Source organism: Pseudomonas sp. BIGb0381, assembly GCF_024809815.1.
GTDB lineage: Bacteria > Pseudomonadota > Gammaproteobacteria > Pseudomonadales > Pseudomonadaceae > Aquipseudomonas.
The window spans coordinates 495,563-517,054 of sequence record NZ_JANUEN010000003.1; the positions used below are offsets into that span (position 1 = coordinate 495,563).

At 60.9% G+C, this 21,492-nt stretch carries 13 protein-coding genes; 7 read left to right on the forward strand and 6 right to left on the reverse strand.

Annotation, left to right across the window (positions count from 1 at the left end):
- Nucleotides 1–434: 434 nt before the first annotated feature.
- Together rlmKL and M2397_RS12400 are read left to right on the forward strand one after the other, a co-directional pair.
- Nucleotides 435–2,699: a bifunctional 23S rRNA (guanine(2069)-N(7))-methyltransferase RlmK/23S rRNA (guanine(2445)-N(2))-methyltransferase RlmL gene (gene rlmKL, locus M2397_RS12395; protein WP_259243362.1), complete on the forward strand. Its 2,265-nt coding sequence runs from the start codon at nucleotides 435–437 to the stop codon at nucleotides 2,697–2,699.
- A gap of 141 nt (nucleotides 2,700–2,840) precedes the next feature.
- A complete protein-coding gene (locus tag M2397_RS12400; protein WP_145337021.1) occupies nucleotides 2,841–5,234 on the forward strand; it encodes a diguanylate cyclase in 2,394 nt (797 codons plus the stop codon).
- 102 nt (nucleotides 5,235–5,336) lie between these two features.
- Here M2397_RS12400 and dacB read toward each other — a convergent pair whose 3' ends face one another.
- Nucleotides 5,337–6,797, reverse strand: a complete 1,461-nt coding sequence (dacB, locus tag M2397_RS12405; RefSeq protein ID WP_131699678.1) for a D-alanyl-D-alanine carboxypeptidase/D-alanyl-D-alanine-endopeptidase — start codon at nucleotides 6,795–6,797, stop codon at nucleotides 5,337–5,339.
- A gap of 237 nt (nucleotides 6,798–7,034) precedes the next feature.
- Here dacB and M2397_RS12410 point away from each other — a divergent pair, with 237 nt between their 5' ends.
- On the forward strand, nucleotides 7,035–7,379 hold the full coding sequence (locus tag M2397_RS12410) for a YggL family protein (RefSeq protein ID WP_010208515.1): 345 nt from the start codon (nucleotides 7,035–7,037) through the stop codon (nucleotides 7,377–7,379).
- Between the two features lie 37 nt (nucleotides 7,380–7,416).
- Here M2397_RS12410 and M2397_RS12415 read toward each other — a convergent pair whose 3' ends face one another.
- Nucleotides 7,417–8,607 (reverse strand): benzoate/H(+) symporter BenE family transporter, encoded by a 1,191-nt coding sequence (locus tag M2397_RS12415; protein ID WP_131699677.1) that lies wholly within the window; start codon nucleotides 8,605–8,607, stop codon nucleotides 7,417–7,419.
- Between the two features lie 245 nt (nucleotides 8,608–8,852).
- Here M2397_RS12415 and M2397_RS12420 point away from each other — a divergent pair, with 245 nt between their 5' ends.
- Complete coding sequence (locus M2397_RS12420) at nucleotides 8,853–9,617, forward strand: GntR family transcriptional regulator (RefSeq protein ID WP_015885332.1); 765 nt, start codon at nucleotides 8,853–8,855, stop codon at nucleotides 9,615–9,617.
- 138 nt (nucleotides 9,618–9,755) lie between these two features.
- Here the strand turns inward: M2397_RS12420 and guaD are convergent, their stop codons facing one another.
- From guaD to xdhA, 4 genes are all read right to left on the reverse strand, one after another.
- On the reverse strand, nucleotides 9,756–11,060 hold the full coding sequence (guaD, locus tag M2397_RS12425) for a guanine deaminase (protein ID WP_131699676.1): 1,305 nt from the start codon (nucleotides 11,058–11,060) through the stop codon (nucleotides 9,756–9,758).
- A 7-nt stretch (nucleotides 11,061–11,067) separates the two neighbouring features.
- On the reverse strand, nucleotides 11,068–11,925 hold the full coding sequence (gene xdhC / locus M2397_RS12430; RefSeq protein WP_259243375.1) for a xanthine dehydrogenase accessory protein XdhC: 858 nt from the start codon (nucleotides 11,923–11,925) through the stop codon (nucleotides 11,068–11,070).
- 118 nt (nucleotides 11,926–12,043) lie between these two features.
- The gene (xdhB, locus tag M2397_RS12435) at nucleotides 12,044–14,443 is read right to left on the reverse strand and encodes a xanthine dehydrogenase molybdopterin binding subunit (protein ID WP_145337019.1); all 2,400 of its coding nucleotides are present in this window, start codon (nucleotides 14,441–14,443) and stop codon (nucleotides 12,044–12,046) included.
- Nucleotides 14,436–15,884: a xanthine dehydrogenase small subunit gene (xdhA, locus tag M2397_RS12440; protein WP_259243378.1), complete on the reverse strand. Its 1,449-nt coding sequence runs from the start codon at nucleotides 15,882–15,884 to the stop codon at nucleotides 14,436–14,438. Before xdhA ends, xdhB begins: the two co-directional genes overlap by 8 nt.
- A gap of 291 nt (nucleotides 15,885–16,175) precedes the next feature.
- Between xdhA and M2397_RS12445 the strand changes: the two genes are divergently transcribed.
- From M2397_RS12445 to zipA, 3 genes are all read left to right on the forward strand, one after another.
- Entirely contained in the window at nucleotides 16,176–16,835 is a 660-nt protein-coding gene (locus M2397_RS12445) for a GntR family transcriptional regulator (protein ID WP_053132831.1), read from the forward strand.
- Nucleotides 16,836–16,837: 2 nt separating this feature from the next.
- Entirely contained in the window at nucleotides 16,838–20,326 is a 3,489-nt protein-coding gene (gene smc, locus M2397_RS12450) for a chromosome segregation protein SMC (protein WP_167656052.1), read from the forward strand.
- Between the two features lie 292 nt (nucleotides 20,327–20,618).
- Nucleotides 20,619–21,482: a cell division protein ZipA gene (zipA, locus tag M2397_RS12455; protein WP_131699670.1), complete on the forward strand. Its 864-nt coding sequence runs from the start codon at nucleotides 20,619–20,621 to the stop codon at nucleotides 21,480–21,482.
- Nucleotides 21,483–21,492 lie beyond the last annotated feature (10 nt).

A 21,492-nucleotide genomic window follows, 5' to 3' on the forward strand; every position in this document is an offset into this window, starting at 1 on the left:
GCGAGCCTAGGTGTCGGCGTCGTTACGGCGCCAACCTGTGTTGAGTTCTAACCAATAGGTCACATGGATTCAATGATCGTTTTGTCATAAGCACGTAACGATAACGATGCTATAGCCATAAGCTGGGATGGCTTTTCGCCCCATTTGTTGGGCAAAGCCAGCTATGATGCACCCTGCAAAGAGGATGGGTTTAAACCTTTAGTGAGAATGCCCACTGGTTGCAGTCGGTTATTATTCGACGAAGGGTCGGAATATTTCTTTTTGTTGCGTCAAATTCTCTCCCTGCCCTGTCAATAAAGGCCCCAGTGCCCGTCTGACGGGGTGGAACGGCACATTCGTGCCACGCGAGCACTCTTCAAGAAAAGTGCTTGCTTGAAAACCGAGCCGGCGATGCGTCGCCCGTTCATTTATTGCTGAAAAGCCTGGAATGCCCCATGTCGGACCGTTTTGAACTCTTCCTCACCTGCCCCAAGGGCCTCGAAGGCCTGCTGATCGAGGAAGCCGTCGGGCTTGGCCTTGAGGAAGCCCGCGAGCACACTTCGGCCGTGCGCGGTATGGCCGACATGGAAACCGCCTATCGCCTGTGCCTCTGGTCGCGCCTGGCCAACCGTGTGTTGCTGGTGCTCAAGCGCTTTCCCATGAAGGACGCCGAAGACCTCTACCACGGCGTGCTGGATATTGAATGGGCCGATCACATGGTCTCTGACGGTACCCTGGCGGTGGAATTCAGCGGTCACGGCTCAGGCATCGACAACACCCACTTCGGCGCGCTAAAGGTCAAGGATGCGATCGTCGACAAGCTGCGCACCCCGAGCGGCGAACGCCCGTCCATCGACAAGATTAACCCGGACCTGCGCATCCACCTGCGCCTGGACCGTGGCGAAGCCATCCTGTCCCTCGACCTGTCCGGCCACAGCCTGCACCAGCGCGGCTACCGCCTGCAGCAGGGCGCCGCGCCGTTGAAGGAAAACCTGGCGGCGGCGATCCTGATTCGTGCCGGCTGGCCGCGCATTGCTGCCGAAGGCGGCGCGCTGACTGACCCGATGTGCGGCGTAGGTACCTTCCTGGTGGAAGGCGCGATGATCGCCGCCGACATGGCGCCCAACCTGAATCGCGAATTGTGGGGCTTCACCACCTGGCTGGGTCACGTCCCGGCGTTGTGGAAGAAGCTGCACACCGAGGCCACTGAACGCGCAGCCATCGGCATGAACAAGCCGCCGTTGTGGGTGCGTGGCTATGAAGCCGACCCGCGCCTGATCCAGCCTGCACGCAACAACATTGAGCGCGCCGGTCTGAGCCATTGGATCAAGGTGTACCAGGGCGAAGTGGGCACCTTCGAGCCGCGCCCGGACCAGAACCAGAAAGGCTTGGTGATCTGCAACCCGCCCTACGGCGAGCGTTTGGGTGACGAAGCCAGCCTGTTGTATCTCTACCAGAACCTTGGCGAGCGTTTGCGCCAGGCGTGCATGGGCTGGGAAGCGGCGGTGTTCACCGGCGCGCCGGACCTGGGCAAGCGCATGGGCATCCGCAGCCACAAGCAGTATTCGTTCTGGAACGGCGCATTGCCGTGCAAATTGCTGCTGATCAAGGTCAACCCGGATCAGTTCGTCACCGGCGAGCGTCGTACCCCGGAACAGCGCCAGGCTGAACGTGAGCAGGCCGTTTACGACCAAGCCCCGGTCGAGCCACAAGAGCGCCAGTACAACAAGAACGGCAACCCGATCAAGCCAACTCCGGCCCCTGTGGTCGAGCAGGCACGCCTGAGCGAAGGCGGGCAGATGTTCGCCAACCGCCTGCAAAAGAACCTCAAGCTGCTGGGCAAGTGGGCCAAGCGTGAAGGCGTGGATTGCTATCGCGTGTACGACGCCGATATGCCCGAATACTCCATGGCCATCGACCTGTACCACGATTGGGTTCACGTGCAGGAATACGCCGCGCCCAAATCCATTGATCCGGAAAAAGCCTCGGCCCGCATGTTCGATGCCCTGGCCGCCATTCCCCAGGCACTGAACATCGACAAGAGCCGCGTGGTGGTCAAGCGTCGCGAGCGCCAGAGCGGTACCAAGCAGTACGAGCGCCAGAGTGCCCAGGGCAAGTTCACCGAGGTCAGCGAAGGCGGCGTCAAGCTGCTGGTCAACCTCACCGACTACCTGGACACCGGTCTGTTTCTCGATCACCGTCCGATGCGCATGCGTATTCAGAAGGAAGCGGCCGGCAAGCGTTTCCTCAACCTGTATTGCTACACCGCCACCGCCAGTGTGCACGCAGCCAAGGGCGGCGCGCGCAGCACCACCAGTGTCGACCTGTCCAAGACCTACCTGGACTGGGCCCGCCGCAACTTCTCCCTCAACGGTTTCTCCGACAAGAACCGCCTGGAGCAGGGTGACGTGATGGCCTGGCTGGACGCCAGCCGCGATGAGTTCGACATGATCTTCATCGACCCGCCGACCTTCTCCAACTCCAAGCGCATGGAAGGCATCTTCGACGTCCAGCGCGACCACGTGCAGTTGCTCGACCTGGCCATGGCGCGCCTGGCACCGGGCGGCGTGCTGTATTTCTCGAACAACTTCCGCAAGTTCCAGCTGGAGGACAACCTCAGCGAACGCTATGCGGTCGAGGAAATCAGCGACAAGACCATCGATCCGGACTTTGCGCGTAATGCGAAGATCCACCGGGCATGGAAAATCATGGCTCGCTGATCGGCGCTAAGAAAAAGCCGCAAGCCTGGATTATTCCGGGCTTGCGGCTTTTTTACGCTGGTCAAACCCTGGGCCGATAGCTATAACTTAAGGCCTAGCCAAAGTGACACCTCCCGCAGGCTGGCGTTGTGAGTGCTGCCTATGCCGTTGCAAGCCGTTCGCCCGAAAATCCTAGGCTTTATCAGTGAGCAGGCGTCGGCTTGGCTGGTGGCATTGGTGGTGTTATTGGCAGGTTTCGCGCTGACGGCAGTCATCGCCTGGGCCGCCTCCGACCTCTATCAGCAACAGGTGCGCCAGCGCTTTCAGTTGCTAGTCAACGAGCGTTACACCCGCTTGCAGGAACGCTTCGAGGATCAGGAGCAACGCCTGAACAGCCTGCGGCGGTTCTTCGTCAATTCCGATGACGTGTCCCGCGAAGAGTTCGATGGGTTTGCCCAGCCGTTGTTATTGCGCGCCCGTGCCTACTCCTGGGCGCCCCGCGTGTTTCGCGAACAGCGCAGACAGTTTGAGCAAGAAGTATCCCGCCAGCGTGGGGTGCCCTTCGTCATCCGTGAGTTAAATAGCGCCGGAGGACTGACCCCTGCGCCCGAGCGTGATGAATACGTGCCGGTGCTCTACAGCCAGACCCAAAGCCTGCTGGGCACACCCCTGGGCTTTGACCTGCTGGCCCAGCCCTTGCGACGCTCGGCCCTTGAACGTGCGCAAAAGAGCGGCAAGCTGGCGGTGTCCCAACCGATGCAACTGGTGGGGGTCGAGCCGGCTTATGCCATGGGTGTATTACTGGTCGCGCCGGTGAGTCACCTACCCACGTCCGAGCTGTCCAAAAATGAGCCCTACGGTTATGTGATGGCGGTGATCAGCATGCGCCAACTGGTCGCCGATGGATTGCCCAAAGCGGAGCGGGACAACCTGGTGATGCAGATCGTCGACACCTCCGACCTGCAATCGCGTGTGCTCTTCGAGTCCGGCAATGCCGTGGCCAACAGCGACCTCGCTGGCGCGCGCCGCCTGACCCTGGGCGACCATGTGTACGCCCTGAGCCTGCGCCCGAGCCAGGTATTCGAGCAGACCAATCATTCCTCGCTGTCCACGATCCTGACCATGGGTGGCCTGCTCAGCCTGCTGCTCAGCGCCTTGCTCTATGTGTTGGTAAGCCAACGCCAGCGCGCGTTGAAACTGGTGGAGCAACGCACTGTGCAGTTGCGTTTGCGTGAGCAGGAACTGCGCGGTGCCCACGGCCAGTTGCGCAGTGTGCTGAATGCCGCTACCCAAGTGGCGATCATCGCCACTGACCTGCGGGGTGTCATCAATACTTTCAACGCCGGTGCCGAGCAGATGCTGGGGTTCCCGGCCGAGCAGGTGGTGGGCAGGCTGACCCTGGAAAGCCTGCACTTGGCGGTCGAGCTGGAGGCACGCTCGGCCAGCCTGAGCGTGACCCTGGGCAAGCGTATCCCTGCGAGCCAGGCCATGCTGGTTGAAAGCCCCGACAACCTGCACGAAGCCCGGGAGTGGACCTTGGTCCGCCAGGATGGCAGCCAGTTGATCGTGAACATGTTGGCCACCGTATTGCTGGATGACCATGGTCTGTGGATCGGTCACCTGGCCATTTACCTGGATGTTACCGAGCAGAAACGCGCCTACGAGGCCCTGTCGGCACGGGACCGCCTGCTCAAGAAACTCAGTGCCCACGTGCCCGGCGGTATCTTCCAATTCACCCTTGAGCCCCAGGGCAACTGGCGTTTCATCTACGCCAGCGATGGTATGCGCGACATCTATGAAATCGAGGTCAACGCGTTGCAACGAGATGCGACGAAGGTCTTCGAACGGATCCATCCGCTGGATGCGGAGCGGGTACGGGCGTCGATTCGTTTGTCGGCGTTGCAGTTGAGCCATTGGCGCGAAGAGTATCGGGTGCTGTTGCCGCAACGTGGCCTGCGCTGGATTCGTGGCGAGGCCACGCCGGAAGAATTACCGGGGGGCGGTACGCTGTGGCATGGCTACGTGTCGGATATTTCCGATCTCAAGCGGGTAGAAGAAGAACTGCGGGCGCTGTCCATTACCGATTCCCTGACCGGCATTCACAACCGCCGCTATTTCCAGGATCGCCTCAGGGTCGAGATGGCCAGGCTCAACCGGACCTCGGGGACGCTGTCGGTGATCATGCTCGATATCGATCACTTCAAGCGTATAAACGACCAGCACGGGCATGCAGTCGGCGACGGGGTGTTACAGGAGTTGTGCAAGCGCATCGGTCAGCGTCTGCGCCGCACCGATGTATTCTGCCGCTTGGGGGGAGAGGAGTTTATGGTGCTGTGCCCCAACACCGGCGGCGAGCAGGCATATGGCCTGGCCATGGAGTTGTGGCAATCGCTGCGCAGCCTGCCGATGGAGCCGGTGGGCATCGTCACCGCCAGCTTTGGGGTGGCCAGTTGGCGGGTGGATGAAGGCATCGATGGGCTGTTATTGCGTGCCGACTCGGCGGTGTATTTGGCCAAGCAGGCGGGCAGGGACCGGGTGGAGCCGGAGAGGGTATGAGCTTGAAAGGTATGTGGGAGGAGGGCTCCCGATGGCGCAGTGTCAGTCAACCTGGCTGTGACTGCTTCATCGCCATCGGGGCAAGCCCCCTCCCATAGTGTCCTATAGCACCGGTGAAGGCGCCGCCAGCTTCGGTTGGCGGTACAGATCCAGCAGCACCTGGTCCAGCACCGACGAAGCGCCCCACGGCTTCGGGTCGTTGAGGATCGCCACCACCGCCCAAGTGTTGCCGTTGTTGTCGCGGCTGAACCCGGCAATGGCACGCACAGTGTTCAACGTACCGGTCTTGACGTGGGCTTCGCCGCGCATGGCGGTGGTCTTCAGGCGTTTGCGCATGGTGCCGTCGGTGCCGGCGATCGGCATCGAGCTGATGTATTCCGCAGCGTAGGGGCTTTTCCAGGCGGCTTGCAGCATGGCGGCCATCTCGCGGGCGCTGACCCGTTCGGCACGGGACAGGCCCGAACCGTTCTCCATCACCAGGTGTGGCGCGGTGATGCCTTTCTTCGCCAGCCACTGGCGCACCACACGTTGCGCGGCCTTGGCATCGTCGCCGTCGGCATCGTTGCGGAACTGTGCACCCAGGCTCAGGAACAACTGCTGAGCCATGGTGTTGTTACTGTATTTGTTGATGTCGCGGATGATTTCCGCCAGGTCCGGCGAAAACGCGCGGGCCAGCACCTTGGCATCCTTGGGCACCGGCGCCTGGATGTCACGGCCCTGGATGCTGCCGCCCAGTTCCTGCCAGATCGCCCGCACCGCACCCGCGGTGTAAGTGGCGTGGTCCAGCAGCGACAAGTAGGTCTGCGAGCTGCAGCCATCGGCCAGTTGGCCGCTGACGGTGACCGTCATACTGCCATCGGCGCCTGTGACCGGGTTGTAGCGTACGTCGCCGGTGCACTGCTTGGCGTTGGAGGCCTTGACCTGGTTGTCGATGCGGATGCTGGCAATCGGCGGCTCGACCGAGACGAGCACGCGGCCCGAATCGTTACGGGTCACAAAGCGCAGGGCCTTGAGGTTGACCAGCAGGGCGTCGGGCTTGACCAGGAACGGTTTGTTCTCGTCGTTGCCGTCATCATTGAATTCCGGCAACTGCGGTTGGTTGAAGAAACTGCGGTCCAGCACCAGGTCGCCAGTGACTTGCTGTACGCCATTGGCCCGCAGGTCGCGCATAAGCAGCCAGAGTTTTTCCATATTCAGCTTGGGGTCGCCGCCTCCCTTGAGGTACAGGTTGCCGTGCAACACGCCACCGCTGAGGGTGCCGTCGGTGTAGAACTCGGTTTTCCACTGGTGGTTGGGGCCGAGCATTTCCAGAGCCGCATAGGTGGTGACCAGCTTCATGGTCGAGGCCGGGTTCACCGAGACGTCGGCGTTGAAAACCGTGGGGGTGCCGGGGCCGTTCAGGGGGATCATCACCAGGGACAGCGCGGTGTTTTGCAGCTTGGCTTTGGCAAGTGCCTGCTGGACGTTCGGCGGCAGGGTGTTATTGATCGGGGCAGCGGAGGTGGAAAAGGCCAGTGGCAGGAGAAAACCGGCGAGTAGCAATGGACGCAAAGATTTGATCATAAGAAGTAAAACCCTACTGCTGAGGAGGGTGAAAAAGGCGAGGGGTAAATAGGAAAATTCCCTCAATGGTCATGAAAGTGTCGGCATTATGCCCCAAGGTGAACGCACTTGTAGCTGAACGATAGCTGGTAATCGGCGTTTTTTTAACAGCAAAGTGCCGCCTGTCCCAGAGAGTCGGGCAATCGTCGTCTTAAACTGCTAAAGTGCCGCCCGTTATTACTTATGAGGATTGTTCCAATGGCGACTAACCGTTCCCAGCGTCTGCGCAAAAAACTGTGCGTTGATGAATTTCAAGAGCTGGGTTTCGAACTGAACCTGGACTTCAAAGAAGGCCTGAGTGAAGAAGCTATCGACGCTTTCCTCGAAGCGTTCATCAAAGAAGCCATGGAAGCCAATGGTCTGGGCTATGTTGGCGGCGATGACTACGGTCTGGTTTGCCTGCAGAAGCGTGGCTCGGTCTCCGAAGAGCAGCGTGCTGCCGTCGAAGCCTGGCTGAAAACCCGTTCCGAGCTGACCAAGGCTGAAGTCAGCCCGCTGCTGGACGTGTGGTATCCGGAAAAGCCGATCAACGCGGCCAAGTGATACTAAAAAAAACGGCGACCTGAGGGTCGCCGTTTTTTTATGCCTTGCGCCAGTTCAGAATCAGCAGCGTCAACACCCCCGCCACAATCCCCCAGAACGCCGACCCGATGGAAAACAACGTCAAGCCTGACGCGGTAACCATAAAGGTGATCAGCGCCGCTTCCCGTTCCTTCGGCTCATTCATGGCGATGCTCAAGCCATTGATGATCGAGCCAAACAAGGCCAAGGCCGCAATCGACAGTACCAGCTCCTTGGGCAAGGCTGCGAACAATGCAGCCAGCGTCGCTCCGAACACCCCGGCGATGGCGTAGAACACCCCGCACCATACGGCGGCGGTGTAGCGTTTGTTGCGGTCTTCATGGGCATGGGGCCCGGTGCAGATCGCTGCGCTGATCGCCGCCAGGTTAATGCCGTGGGAGCCGAACGGCGCCAGCACCAGCGAGGCCAGGCCGGTGGTGGTGATCAGCGGCGAGGCCGGCACGTTATAGCCATCGGCCCGCAGTACGGCGACGCCGGGCATGTTCTGCGAGGTCATCGCCACCACGAACAGCGGAATCCCGATGCTGATGGTCGCCGCCAGCGAGAAGTGCGGCGTCGTCCACACCGGCGTCGCCACTTCCAGGTGGAAGCCGCTGAAGTCCAGCAAGCCCATCAGCCCCGACAACAGGGTGCCGATCACCAGCGCGGCCAGCACCGCATAGCGTGGCGACAGGCGCTTGATGATCAGGTAGGTGAAAAACATCCCCAGTACCAGGCCGGTGCGATGCTGCGCGGCAACGAAAATCTCGCTGCCGATCTTGAACAGGATCCCCGCCAGCAACGCTGCCGCCAACGACGCAGGGATACGCTTGACCAGTTTTTCAAAGCTGCCGGTGAGCCCGCAGAGCGTCACCAGCACCGCGCAGGTGATATAGGCACCGATGGCCTCGCCATAACTCACACCGCCCAGGCTGGTGATCAACAGCGCCGCGCCAGGGGTGGACCAGGCAATGGTGATCGGCGTGCGATAGCGCAGGGACAGGCCGATGCTGCACACCGCCATGCCGATGGAAATCGCCCAGATCCACGAAGAAATCTGCGCCGTGGTCAAGCCGGCAGCCTGGCCGGCCTGGAACATCAGGACCAGGGAACTGGTGTAGCCGGTCATCATGGCGATAAAGCCGGCGACGACGGCGGAGGCAGAAGTGTCGGCCAGCGGGCGCAAAGGCGCTTGGGTGGCGTCGGTCATGGAGAGGTGTTCCTTTTACCTGGTTTTTTGCCGGTGGCGGCGCAGATTCAAGCCTAAACTCAAACGTAACGACTCATTGCAATACAGACGGCACCGCAAACAGCCGTACAGTGTGTTGGCGCAGTGGGTTGTGTACAATGTGCCGTGTTTTTAGGTGGTACTTGCCAGCGACCCAGTGTTGCCGTATTACCTTGAATTTGCCGTATTACCGTTAATTCGCCGCCGTTCTCCCGACCCGAGTGCCCATGAACGAACAGTTGCAACCTCTCAAGAAACAACCGCGAGCCGGTAAGGCCGGTCGCAGCGGAACCCAGGACGATATCGTCTATGCGCATATCTTCGAGGCGATCCTCGAGCAGCGCCTGGCACCCGGTACCAAATTGAGCGAAGAGGCACTGGGCGAAATCTTCGGCGTGAGCCGCACCATCATTCGCCGCGCCCTGTCGCGCCTGGCCCATGAAGGCGTGGTGTTGCTGCGGCCCAATCGTGGCGCGGTGGTGGCGAGCCCAAGCGTGGAAGAAGCGCGCCAGGTGTTCCTGGCCCGGCGGCTGGTAGAGCGAGCGATCACCGAGCTGGCAGTGCAGCATGCCACCGCCGAGCAACTGGCCGAACTGCGCCAGATGGTCAACGACGAGCGCGACAGCTTCTCCCGAGGCGATCGCGGTGCCGGCATCCGCCTCTCCGGCGAATTCCACCTCAAGCTGGCCGAGGCAGCGAAAAACGCGCCGCTGATCAGCTTCCAGCGCAGCCTGGTGTCCCAGACTTCGTTGATCATCGCCCAATATGAAAGCGGCAACCGCTCGCACTGCTCTTACGATGAACATACACAGCTGATCGATGCGATCGAAGCACGGGACGCGGCGCTGGCGGTGAATTTGATGATGCATCACATGGATCACATCGACAGCAAGCTCAACCTCGACGAGGAAAGTGCGTCGGATGATTTGCATGCGGTGTTCTCGCATCTGTTGCAGACCAAGAAGCCGGGGCGTTCCTCGATAAAGCTGTAATTTCCCCGGCTCACCCGGGACAAAATGTGGGAGGGGGATTGCTCCCGATAGCGGTGGATCAGTTAACACATTACTAACTGAACCGCTGCCATCGGGAGCAAGCCCCCTCCCACATTTGGTTTTGTGTGGCGGTTGAGATCAGCGTTGGTGCACGAGTTGGCCTGCCGCATAGGTCTGCAACACCGTCCGATCATCCCCCAGCGTCATCAACACAAACAACGTCTCGGCAATGTTATTGGCCTGCTTCAAGCGATAGCTCAGCAGGGGCGTGGCGTTGTAATCCAGCACCAGGAAGTCTGCATCGGTGCCCGGCTGCAACGTGCCGATCTTGTCTTCCAGGCGCAGCGCCCGCGCACCACCGAGGGTGGCCAGGTACAGCGACTTGAACGGGCTCAACCGCGCGCCCTGCAATTGCATGACTTTGTAGGCTTCGTTGAGGGTTTGCAGCAGTGAGAAGCTGGTGCCGCCGCCCACATCGGTGCCCAGGCCAACGTTGAGTGTGTGTTTCTCGGCCATCGGCAGGTTGAACAGGCCGCTGCCGAGGAAGAGGTTTGAGGTCGGACAGAACGCCACCGCCGACCCCGTCTCCGCCAACCGCGCGCATTCGTCATCACACAGGTGCACGCCGTGGGCAAACACCGAACGCTCGCCCAGCAGCTTGTAGTGGTCGTACACGTCCAGATAGCCGTTTCGCTCGGGGAATAGTGCCTTTACCCACTCGACTTCCTGCTTGTTCTCACTGATGTGCGTCTGCATGTACAAGTCCGGGTACTCGCCCAACAGTTGCCCGGCCAGCGCCAATTGCTCCGGCGTGCTGGTCGGCGCAAAACGCGGTGTGACCGCATAGTGCAGGCGACCCTTGCCGTGCCAGCGTTCAATCAGCGCCTTGCTTTCCCGGTAGCCGGATTCGGCGGTGTCGGTGAGGTAATCCGGGGCGTTGCGGTCCATCATCACCTTGCCTGCGATCATACGCAGGTCGAGTTTTTCCGCCGCTTCAAAAAAAGCATTCACCGACTGCGGATGCACGCTGCCGAACACCAGTGCGGTGGTGGTGCCGTTGCGCAGCAGTTCCTTGATAAAAATGTCTGCGACTTCTTCGGCATGGGCCTTGTCGGCGAACTGGCTTTCGCACGGGAAGGTGTAGGTGTTGAGCCAGTCCAGCAACTGCTCGCCATACGCGCCGACCATGCCGGTTTGCGGCAGGTGGATATGGGTGTCGATCAGGCCCGGGGTGATCAGCGCATCCTGGTAGTGGGTGATGTCGATGTCGGCAGGCAAGGTCGGCAGCAGGTCGCCAGCATGGCCAACGGCGCTGATCCGGCCGTTTTCGATCACCAGCAAGCCGTCTTCGAAATACTCGTAGGAGGCTTCGATCCCAACGATGGCGGGGTCGGCGATGCTGTGCAGGATGGCGGCACGGTAGGCTTTGCGAGTCAAAGGCATGGTGATCTCAATTCTTGGCAAAAGAAGGAATTGCTTGGCTGCGGCGCGAGGCCGGGAGCAATTTGGCAATGGGTTCGGCGCTCGCGGTGTGCTGGCCGAAATTGGCGTTATAGGTGGCGATGATTTCGCCGGCGATGGAGATGGCGATCTCCACCGGCAACTTGCCCTTCACCTCGGTGAGGCCCATGGGGCAGCGCATGCGTTGCAACTGCGCGGCGTCGAAGCCGCGATCGCGCAGGCGATGTTCGAACTTGACGCGTTTGGTCTTGGAGCCGATCAGGCCGAAGTAGGCAAAGTCATTGCGCTTGAGCAGGGCGGCGGTCAGTTCCAGATCCAGCGCGTGATTGTGGGTCATGACGATGCAGTAACTGCCCACCGGCAGGTCGGCGATTTCGTCCACCGGCTCTTCGCTGACGATTTTACGCACGCCGTGGGGGATATGATCCGGAAACTCCTGCTCGCGCGAATCGATCCAGCGCACCCGGCACGGCAGGGTCGCCAGCAACGGCACCAGCGCGCGGCCGACATGGCCGGCGCCAAATACGGCGATCTGCGCCTGGACCTGGCCCATGGGTTCGAACAGCAACACGGTGACGCCACCGCAGCACTGGCCCAGGCTCGCGCCGAGGCTGAAGCGCTCCAGGTGGGTGTTCTGCTGGCCACGCATGAGCATATCGCGGGCGATCTGCATCGCTTTGTACTCAAGGTGCCCGCCGCCGATGGTGTCGAAGGTCTGCGCGGCGCTGATCACCATCTTTGAACCGGCATTGCGCGGCGTGGAGCCGAGCTCTTCGATGATGGTCACCAGTACACAGGGTTCGCCTTGGTTTTGCAGGTCGGCGAGGGCGCTGATCCAGTTGTTCATAGTCACCTCTTGTGGTGTCTGTCAGGCCGTCATCGGGGGCAAGCCCCACTCCCACATTTTGATCTGTGAATACCTTCAAATGTGGGAGGGGGCTTGTCCCCGATGGCAGCGCCTCGGTCTAGAGCGAAGCCATTTCAGTTTCAGTCTCGACAGCTGTCGCCGTCTGCACCTTGCGCATCTGCTCACACCCCCACAACACCCGCTCCGGTGTCGCCGGCGCATCAATCTTCGGCTGATGGCGATAATCACCCAGGCTCGCCACCGCATCCTTGATCGCGCACCACGAGGCTATCCCGAGCATGAACGGTGGCTCGCCCACGGCCTTGGAATGGAACACCGTGTCTTCCGGGTTCTTACGGTTTTCCACCAGCTTCACGCGCAAATCCAAAGGCATGTCGGCCACCGCCGGGATCTTGTAGCTGGCCGGGCCGCAGGTCTCTAGCTTGCCCTTGTTGTTCCACACCAACTCTTCCATGGTCAGCCAGCCCATGCCTTGGATAAAGCCGCCTTCCACCTGGCCGATGTCGATGGCCGGGTTCAGTGAGGCGCCCACATCGTGAAGGATGTCGGTGCGCAGCATCTTGTATTCGCCGGTCAGGGTGTCGACGATCACTTCGCAGCAGGCAGCGCCAAACGCGAAGTAATAGAACGGCCGACCGCGCGCCTGGCTGCGGTCGTAGAAGATTTTCGGGGTCTTGTAGAAGCCGGTACTCGACAGCGAGACCTGGGCGAAATACGCCTGCTGGATCAACGCCTCGAAGGTCAGGATCTGGTCGCGCACGCGCACATGGCCGTTGTGGAATTCCACATCCGCTTCGCTCACGTCGTACTTGCGCGCGGCGAATTCTACCAGGCGTTGCTTGATGGTTTCGGCGGCATTCTGCGCGGCTTTGCCGTTCAGGTCCGCACCGCTGGAGGCAGCGGTCGGCGAGGTGTTGGGTACCTTGTCGGTGTTGGTGGCGGTGATCTGCACGCGGTCGATGTCCACCTGGAACACTTCGGCCACCACTTGCGCGACCTTGGTGTTCAAGCCCTGGCCCATCTCGGTGCCGCCGTGGTTCAGGTGGATGCTGCCGTCGGTGTAGATATGGATCAGCGCGCCCGCCTGGTTCAGGAAGCTCGCCGTGAACGAGATACCGAACTTGACCGGCGTCAGCGCCAGGCCTTTTTTCAGGATCGGGCTGTGGGCGTTGTACAGGCGAACCGCTTCGCGGCGCTCGGCGTATTGGCTGCTGGCTTCAAGTTCGGCGGTCATCTCTTCGAGCATGTTGTGCTCGACGGTCTGGTAGTAGTGGGTGACGTTGCGCTCGGTCTTGCCGTAGTAATTGGCCTTGCGCACCGCCAGCGGGTCCAGAGCCAAATGACGGGCGATGGCGTCCATCACTTCCTCGATGGCGACCATGCCTTGCGGGCCACCGAAGCCGCGATAGGCGGTGTTGGACGCGGTGTTGGTCTTGCAGCGATGGCCGTTCACCGTGGCATCGCCCAGGTAATAAGAGTTGTCGGCATGGAACATCGCGCGGTCGACGATCGAGTTGGACAGGTCCGGCGAGCAGCCGCAGTTACCGGCCAGCTCCAGATTGATCCCGTGCAGACGACCGCTGTCGTCGAAGCCCACATCGTATTCGATATAGAAGGGGTGGCGTTTGCCGGTCATCAGCATGTCTTCGACGCGCGGCAGGCGCATCTTGGTCGGTTGGCCGGTGAGGCGCGCCACCACCGCGCACAGGCACGCCGGGCTGGCGGCCTGGGTTTCCTTACCGCCAAAACCGCCGCCCATGCGGCGCATATCGACGACGATCTTGTTCATCGACACGTCCAGCACTTCGGCCACCAGCTTCTGCACTTCGGTGGGGTTCTGCGTGGAGCAGTAGACGATCATGCCGCCGTCTTCGGTGGGCATCACCGATGAGATCTGGGTTTCCAGGTAGAAGTGTTCCTGGCCGCCGATATGCAGCGTGCCCTGGATACGGTTTTTCGCCGTGGCCAGCGCGCCCGCCGAATCGCCCCGTTGGTGGGTGTGACTGTCGAGTACGAAATGCTTGTTGCGAAATGCCTCGACCACATCCAGCACGGGCTCCAGGTCTTCGTATTCGATCACCGCGGCCATCGCGGCCTTGCGTGCGGTGTCCAGGTCGCGGGCAGCCACGGCCAAAACGACCTGGCCGACGAACTGCACCGTATCGATGGCCAGCAACGGGTCGCCGGGCATGAGCGGGCCGATGTCCTTGAGGCCCGGCACGTCTTCATGGGTGATGACGATGCGCACGCCGTCAAAGGCATAGCAGGGCGCGGTGTCGATGCTGATGATCCGGGCGTGGGCGCGGTCGGACATGCGCGCATACAGGTGCAACTGGTTGGGGAATTCCAGGCGGTCATCGATGTACTGCGCTTCACCGGATACGTGCTTGGCGGCACTGTCATGCTTGACGCTGCGGCCGACCCCGGAGGTCAGGTCCTGGGCAAACAGCGCGGCCAGTTCGGCCTGGGTTTTTTCCACGGCGTGATGGTTAGACATAAGCGGTCACCCGAGTCTCGATGTGCGGCGTTTGCAGTTCGATGAAGTATTTGCGCAGCAGGTTCTGCGCGCTGAGCAGGCGGTATTCCTTACTGGCGCGGAAGTCCGACAGCGGGGTGAAATCCTCGGCCAGGGCGGCGCAGGCTTTCTCGACGGTGGCGGCGTTCCAGGTGGCGCCGACCAACATGGCTTCGCAGCTTTTCGCGCGTTTTGGCGTGGCGGCCATGCCGCCAAAGGCGACGCGGGCCTCACTGATCACACCGTTGTCGATCTTCAGATTGAATGCAGCGCAGACGGCGGAAATATCATCGTCCAGGCGCTTGGAAACCTTGTAGGCACGGAACAACGCGTGGCCTTTAGGAACGATAATTTTCTCGATGAACTCGCTGTCCTGGCGCGCCGTCACACGGTAGTCGATGAAGTAGTCTTCCAGCGCCAACGTACGGCGCACGTTGCCTTTGCACAGCACGATCTGCGCGCCGAGGGCTATCAGCAGCGGCGGCGAATCGCCAATCGGTGAAGCGTTGCCGATATTGCCGCCGAGGGTGCCTTGGTTGCGGATTTGCAGGGAGGCGAAGCGGTGCAGCAGGTCGCCGAAATCCGGGTATTCGTGGTGCAGCGCGGTGTAGCAGTCGGAGAGGGCCGTGGCGGCGCCGATTTCCAGGCGGTCGTCGAAGCGCTCGATGCGCTTCATCTCTTCAATATTGCCGACATAGATCATCACCGGCAGGGTGCGGTGGAACTGGGTGACTTCCAGGGCCAGGTCGGTGCCGCCGGCCAGCAGGCGGGCTTGGGGGTAGGCATCGTAGAGGTCGGCCAGGTCGGCAACGGTGAGTGGCACCAGGCAGCGTTTGTCGCCGCTGTTGAGTTCACCGGTTTGGGTCGGCGCGATGGCTTTGAGGCGGGCGATGGTCTCGGCCTGGCGGCTGTCGAACTGGTCCACCGGTTTATTGCAGCAGGCCTGTTCGGCGGCGGCGAGGATCGGCCGATAACCGGTGCAGCGGCACAGGTTGCCGGCCAGGGCTTCGTGAGCTTTTTGGCTGTCGGGAGCGTCGCTGTTCTTTTGCAGGGCGAACAGCGACATCACAAAACCTGGGGTGCAAAAGCCGCATTGCGAACCGTGGCACTCCACCATGGCCTGTTGCACGCTGTGCAGTTGGCCCTGGTGCTTGAGGTCTTCGACGCTGATCAGTTGTTTGCCGTGCAGCGACGAGACAAATGTCAGGCAGGAATTGAGGCTGCGATAACGGATCTGCTCAACGCCCTGAGGGTCGGTGTGCAACTCGCCGACCACCACGGTGCACGCGCCGCAGTCGCCGCTGGCGCAGCCTTCCTTGGTACCGGGTTTACCCACATGCTCGCGAAGATAGTTGAGCACGGTGAGGTTGGGGTCCAGGGCGTGCTCGCTACGGAGTTCCTGGTTAAGTAAAAACTGGATCACGGAAGGCCTCGCAGACTCATTATTGTTGTTAACCGCTTTGCGCCGAATCTAGTCATGTCTGACTTTTCGGTCAACGATTTTCTGACTTTAAGGTCAAGAAATTGCGATCTCAACACATTCAATTATGGTCCAGTCTTCTGGAACCGGCGTTTTTGGCGGCTTATGGGTTTCGCCTGATGCGTAAAAGTTGCTTATTTCATGCCAAATTCGCCACGGTGGGCGTAGCGCCATCAGCGGGCCAATGCGCTACACTGCCGCGCTTGTACCGATAGAAGATTTTGAAGGGAAAACATGACGTTCAAGGCGCCGGACAGTCTCGCCGAGCAGATCGCTCACCACCTCGCCGAACGTATCATTCGCGGCGATCTCAAGCCTGGGGAGCGGATCCAGGAACAGAAAGTCACGCTGGCGCTCAATGTCAGCCGTGGTTCCGTGCGTGAAGCTTTACTGATCCTTGAACGTCGCCACTTGATCGCGATCCTGCCGCGCCGTGGCGCCCACGTGACCGAGCTCACGGCGCACAAGGTGCAGAGTCTGTGCACGCTGATGAGTGAGCTGTATATCCTGCTTGGCAATGCGGTCGCCCAGGGCTGGCAGACCCAGGCCGACATGGCGCCGTTCGTACAGATCCAGCAGCGCCTGGTGAGCAATTTCGAGCGCCAGGACATCCGCGCCTTTGTCGAAGAATGCTTCAATGTGATGCGCGCCGCATACCCCTTTGCCAACAACCCGTATTTGCAGGAAACCGTCGAGAACCTGCAGCCAGCGATGAACCGCGCCTATTATCTGGCCCTGGATCAGCGTAAGGCGTCCATGAGTGAGTACCTGGCGCTGTTCGAGCAACTGCTCGCCGCCGTGCTCGCCCGTGACCTTCTGCAGATTCGCCAGGTGCTGTCGGCCTACTGCGAGCGCAGCAGCTCGCTGGTCATCGCTGCGTTGGCGGACGCCTAAACGTGCGGCTCAAGTGCATCAAACTGGCGGGGTTCAAATCCTTCGTCGACCCGACCACGGTGAACTTCCCCAGTAACATGGCGGCAGTGGTCGGGCCCAATGGCTGCGGCAAGTCGAACATCATCGACGCCGTACGCTGGGTGATGGGCGAGAGCTCGGCAAAAAACCTGCGTGGCGAGTCGATGACCGACGTCATCTTCAACGGCTCCACCAGCCGCAAGCCAGTGAGCCAGGCCAGCATCGAACTGGTGTTCGACAACTCCGACGGCACCCTGATCGGCGAATATGCGGCCTACGCGGAAATCTCCATCCGCCGCAAGGTGACGCGCGACAGCCAGAACAGTTACTTCCTCAACGGCACCAAGTGCCGACGCCGGGACATTACCGACATCTTCCTCGGCACCGGCCTGGGCCCGCGCAGCTATTCGATCATCGAACAGGGCATGATCTCCAAGCTGATCGAAGCCAAGCCCGAAGACCTGCGCAACTTTATCGAGGAGGCGGCCGGTATCTCCAAGTACAAGGAGCGCCGCCGCGAGACCGAAAACCGTATCCGCCGCACCCATGAAAACCTTGCCCGCCTCACCGACCTGCGCGAAGAGCTGGAGCGCCAGTTGGAGCGCCTGCACCGCCAGGCCCAGGCTGCCGAGAAGTATCAGGAATACAAGGGCGAAGAGCGCCAGCTCAAGGCGCAACTGTCGGCCCTGCGCTGGCAGGCGCTGAATGACCAAGTGGGCCAGCGCGAAGCGATCATCGGCACCCAGGAAATAAGCTTCGAGGCCCTGGTGGCCGAGCAGCGCAATGCCGACGCCGCCATCGAGCGCCTGCGCGACGGGCACCATGACCTGTCCGAACGCTTCAATCTGGTGCAGGGCCGCTTCTATTCGGTGGGCGGCGATATCGCCCGGGTCGAGCAAAGCATCCAGCACGGCCAGCAGCGCCTGCGTCAGTTGCAGGACGATTTGAAGGAAGCCGAACGCGCGCGCCTGGAAACCGAATCGCACCTGGGCCACGACCGCACCTTGCTGCTGACGTTGGGCGAAGAGCTGGACATGCTCACCCCCGAGCAGGAGATCACCAACGCCGCCGCCGAAGAGGCCGCCGCTGCGCTGGAAGAAGCCGAAACCACCATGCACGGTTGGCAGGAGCAGTGGGACGCCTTCAACCTGCAATCTGCCGAACCGCGGCGCCAGGCCGAGGTGCAGCAGTCGCGCATCCAGCAACTGGAAACCAGCATGGAACGCCTGGCCGAACGCCAGCGTCGTCTGCAGGAAGAGCGGGTGCTGCTTGCCGCCGACCCGGAAGACGCGGCGATCATGGAACTCAGCGAGCAACTGGCCGAAAGCGAAATGACGCTGGAGGAGCTGGAAGCCAGCGAAGAACAACAAGTGGAGCGCCTGGAGCAACTGCGTCAGCAGCTGCAACAGGCGACCCAGGCCCAGCAGCAGGCCCAGGGCGATTTGCAGCGGCTCAATGGCCGGCTGGCGTCCCTTGAAGCCTTGCAGCAAGCGGCGTTGGACCCAGGCACCGGCACCGCCGAATGGCTGCGTGATCAGCACCTGGCGGAGCGTCCGCGTTTGGCCGAGGGCTTGAAGGTTGAAGCCGGTTGGGAGCTGGCGGTAGAGACCGTTTTAGGCGCCGACCTGCAAGCCGTGCTGGTGGATGATTTTGGCGGCTTCGACCTGGCCGGTTTTACCCAGGGTGACCTGCGTTTGCTCAGCCCCGCCGCTGATGGCACGCGGGTGCCGGGCAGCCTGCTGGACAAGGTCGAGGCGGCGATTGACCTGTCGCCGTGGCTGGGCCAGGTCAAACCGGTGGAGTCCCTTGAGCAGGCCCTGGCCCAGCGCGGTCAACTGGCTGCCGGCGAAAGCCTGATCAGCCGCGACGGTTACTGGGTCGGCCGCCACTTCCTGCGAGTGCGCCGTGCCAGTGAAGCGGAAAGCGGCGTTCTGGCCCGTGGCCAGGAAATCGTCAACCTGATCGCCGAGCGTGAAGAGCGTGAAGCCACTCTGGAAAGCCTCGAAACCGAACTGCAAACCTTGCGCGCCACACAGCGCCAGCAAGAGACCGGCCGCGAACACCTGCGCCGCCTGTTGCAGGACGAAGCACGCCAGCAAGGCGAATTAAAAGCGCAGCTCTCCGCGAGCAAAGCCAAGGCCGAGCAACTGACCCTGCGCCGCACCCGCCTCGACGAAGAAGTGGCGGAGATGGGCGAGCAGCGCGCCCTCGAACACGAACAGATCGGCGAAGCGCGCCTGCAATTGCAGGAAGCCCTCGACAGCATGGCCCTGGACACCGAGCAGCGCGAACTGCTGCTGGCCCAGCGTGACAGCCTGCGCGAGCGCCTTGATCGTGTGCGCCAGGAAGCCCGCCAGCACAAGGACCACGCCCATCAGTTGGCAGTGCGCCTGGGTTCGCTCAAGGCCCAGCACAATTCCACGGCCCAGGCCCTTGAACGCCTGGAAATGCAGTCCGAACGCCTGACCGAAAAGCGCGAGCAACTGAGTCTCAACCTGGAGGAGGGCGAAGCGCCGCTGGAAGAGTTGCGCCTCAAGCTTGAAGAGTTGCTCGACAAACGCATGACCGTCGACGAAGAACTCAAGACCGCGCAGATCGCCCTGGAAGATGCCGATCGCGAACTGCGCGATGCGGAAAAACGCCGGACCCAGGCCGAGCAGCAATCCCAGCTGATTCGCGGCCAGCTCGAACAACAGCGCATGGAATGGCAAGCTTTGACCGTGCGCCGCAAGACCCTGCAAGACCAATTGCTCGAAGACGGCTACGACTTGCATGGCGTGCTCAACACCTTGACCGCCCAGGCCAACGAGAAAGAGGCCGAGGAAGAACTTGAACGGATTGCCGCACGTATCCAGCGACTCGGCGCGATCAACCTCGCCGCCATCGATGAATACCAACAGCAGTCCGAGCGTAAACGTTATCTGGATGCCCAGGACGCCGACCTGGTGGAAGCCCTGGACACCCTGGAAAACGTGATCCGCAAGATCGACAAGGAAACCCGTAACCGCTTCAAAGATACCTTTGATCAGATTAATGGCGGTTTACAGGCGTTATTTCCGAAAGTTTTCGGTGGTGGCAGCGCTTACTTGGAACTGACGGGCGAAGATCTACTCGATACAGGGGTAACGATCATGGCGCGGCCTCCGGGCAAGAAGAACAGCACCATCCATTTGTTGTCCGGCGGCGAAAAAGCCCTGACCGCATTGGCCTTGGTGTTTGCCATCTTCAAGTTGAACCCGGCGCCGTTCTGCATGCTCGACGAAGTTGACGCACCACTGGATGACGCTAACGTTGGACGCTATGCGCGACTGGTCAAGGAGATGTCCCAGACGGTGCAGTTCATCTATATCACCCACAACAAGATCGCCATGGAAATGGCTGATCAGTTGATGGGGGTGACAATGCATGAACCGGGCTGTTCACGTTTGGTCGCGGTGGATGTGGAAGAAGCGATGGCGATGGTGGACGCCTAGCGGCAAGCTTCAAGCAGCAAGTGAGTTGGCTTGAAGCTTGTAGCTCAGGGCTTGTAGCTCACAGTCGGCGCCTGCTGTAGGAGATTGCCTACTATGCCTGAAAGCTGGCAATTCGACACATTTCGCGTCAACTGTGTAAAGTTATCTTTGGTCGTGCTAGTTTAATGTCAATTTTTCGTATGCGTGGGCAAAACGTCAGTCAGAACATAGAGTTGGCGCCACGTTTTAAAGCGGTTTGCACGGTGCTAAACCCCTTATTTTTCAGCATTTTTTATTAGAGGCACGGGATTACATGGAAATCGGTCTGCGCGAGTGGCTGATCGTCATCGGCATCATTGTCATTGCCGGTATTCTTTTTGATGGCTGGCGCCGCATGCGCGGTGGCAAGGGCAAGCTCAAATTCCGTCTGGACCGCAACCTGTCCAACTTGCCTGACGACGACGGCAGCGCCGAGCTGCTGGGGCCGCCCCGTGTGCTGGATACCCATAAGGAACCGCAACTGGACGAGCATGACTTGCCGTCGATGAGCGCGCCGGTGCGTGAAGCCCGCGAGCCATCCTCCAAGCGTGGCAAGCGTGGCAGCGCCAGCGTTGCCGAACCGCATCAGGGTGACCTGAACCTCGATGTCGATGAAGGCCCGAGCTTCAGCAGCCGCGACGATGATTTCCCGGATGAAAACGCTGGCAAGAATGCGCCGCGTCAATCGGTCAACGATCAGCCTGCCGCTGAAGAAGTGCTGGTGATCAGCGTGATCTGCCGCGACGCGGCCGGCTTCAAGGGCCCGGCGCTGTTGCAGAACATCCTCGAAAGCGGCCTGCGCTTTGGCGAGATGGATATTTTCCACCGCCACGAAAGCATGGCCGGCAACGGCGAAGTGCTGTTCTCCATGGCTAACGCAGTCAAGCCAGGCACCTTCGACCTTGACGACATTGACCTGTTCAGTACCCCTGCGGTGAGCTTCTTCCTCGGCCTGCCGGGCCCGCGTCACCCGAAACAAGCGTTCGACGTGATGGTGGCCGCTGCCCGCAAGCTGTCACAGGAACTCAACGGCGAGCTCAAGGACGACCAACGCAGCGTCCTGACCGCCCAGACCATCGAACACTACCGTCAGCGCATCGTCGAGTTCGAGCGTCGCGCCCTGACACAGAAACGCTGAGGATTGGTTT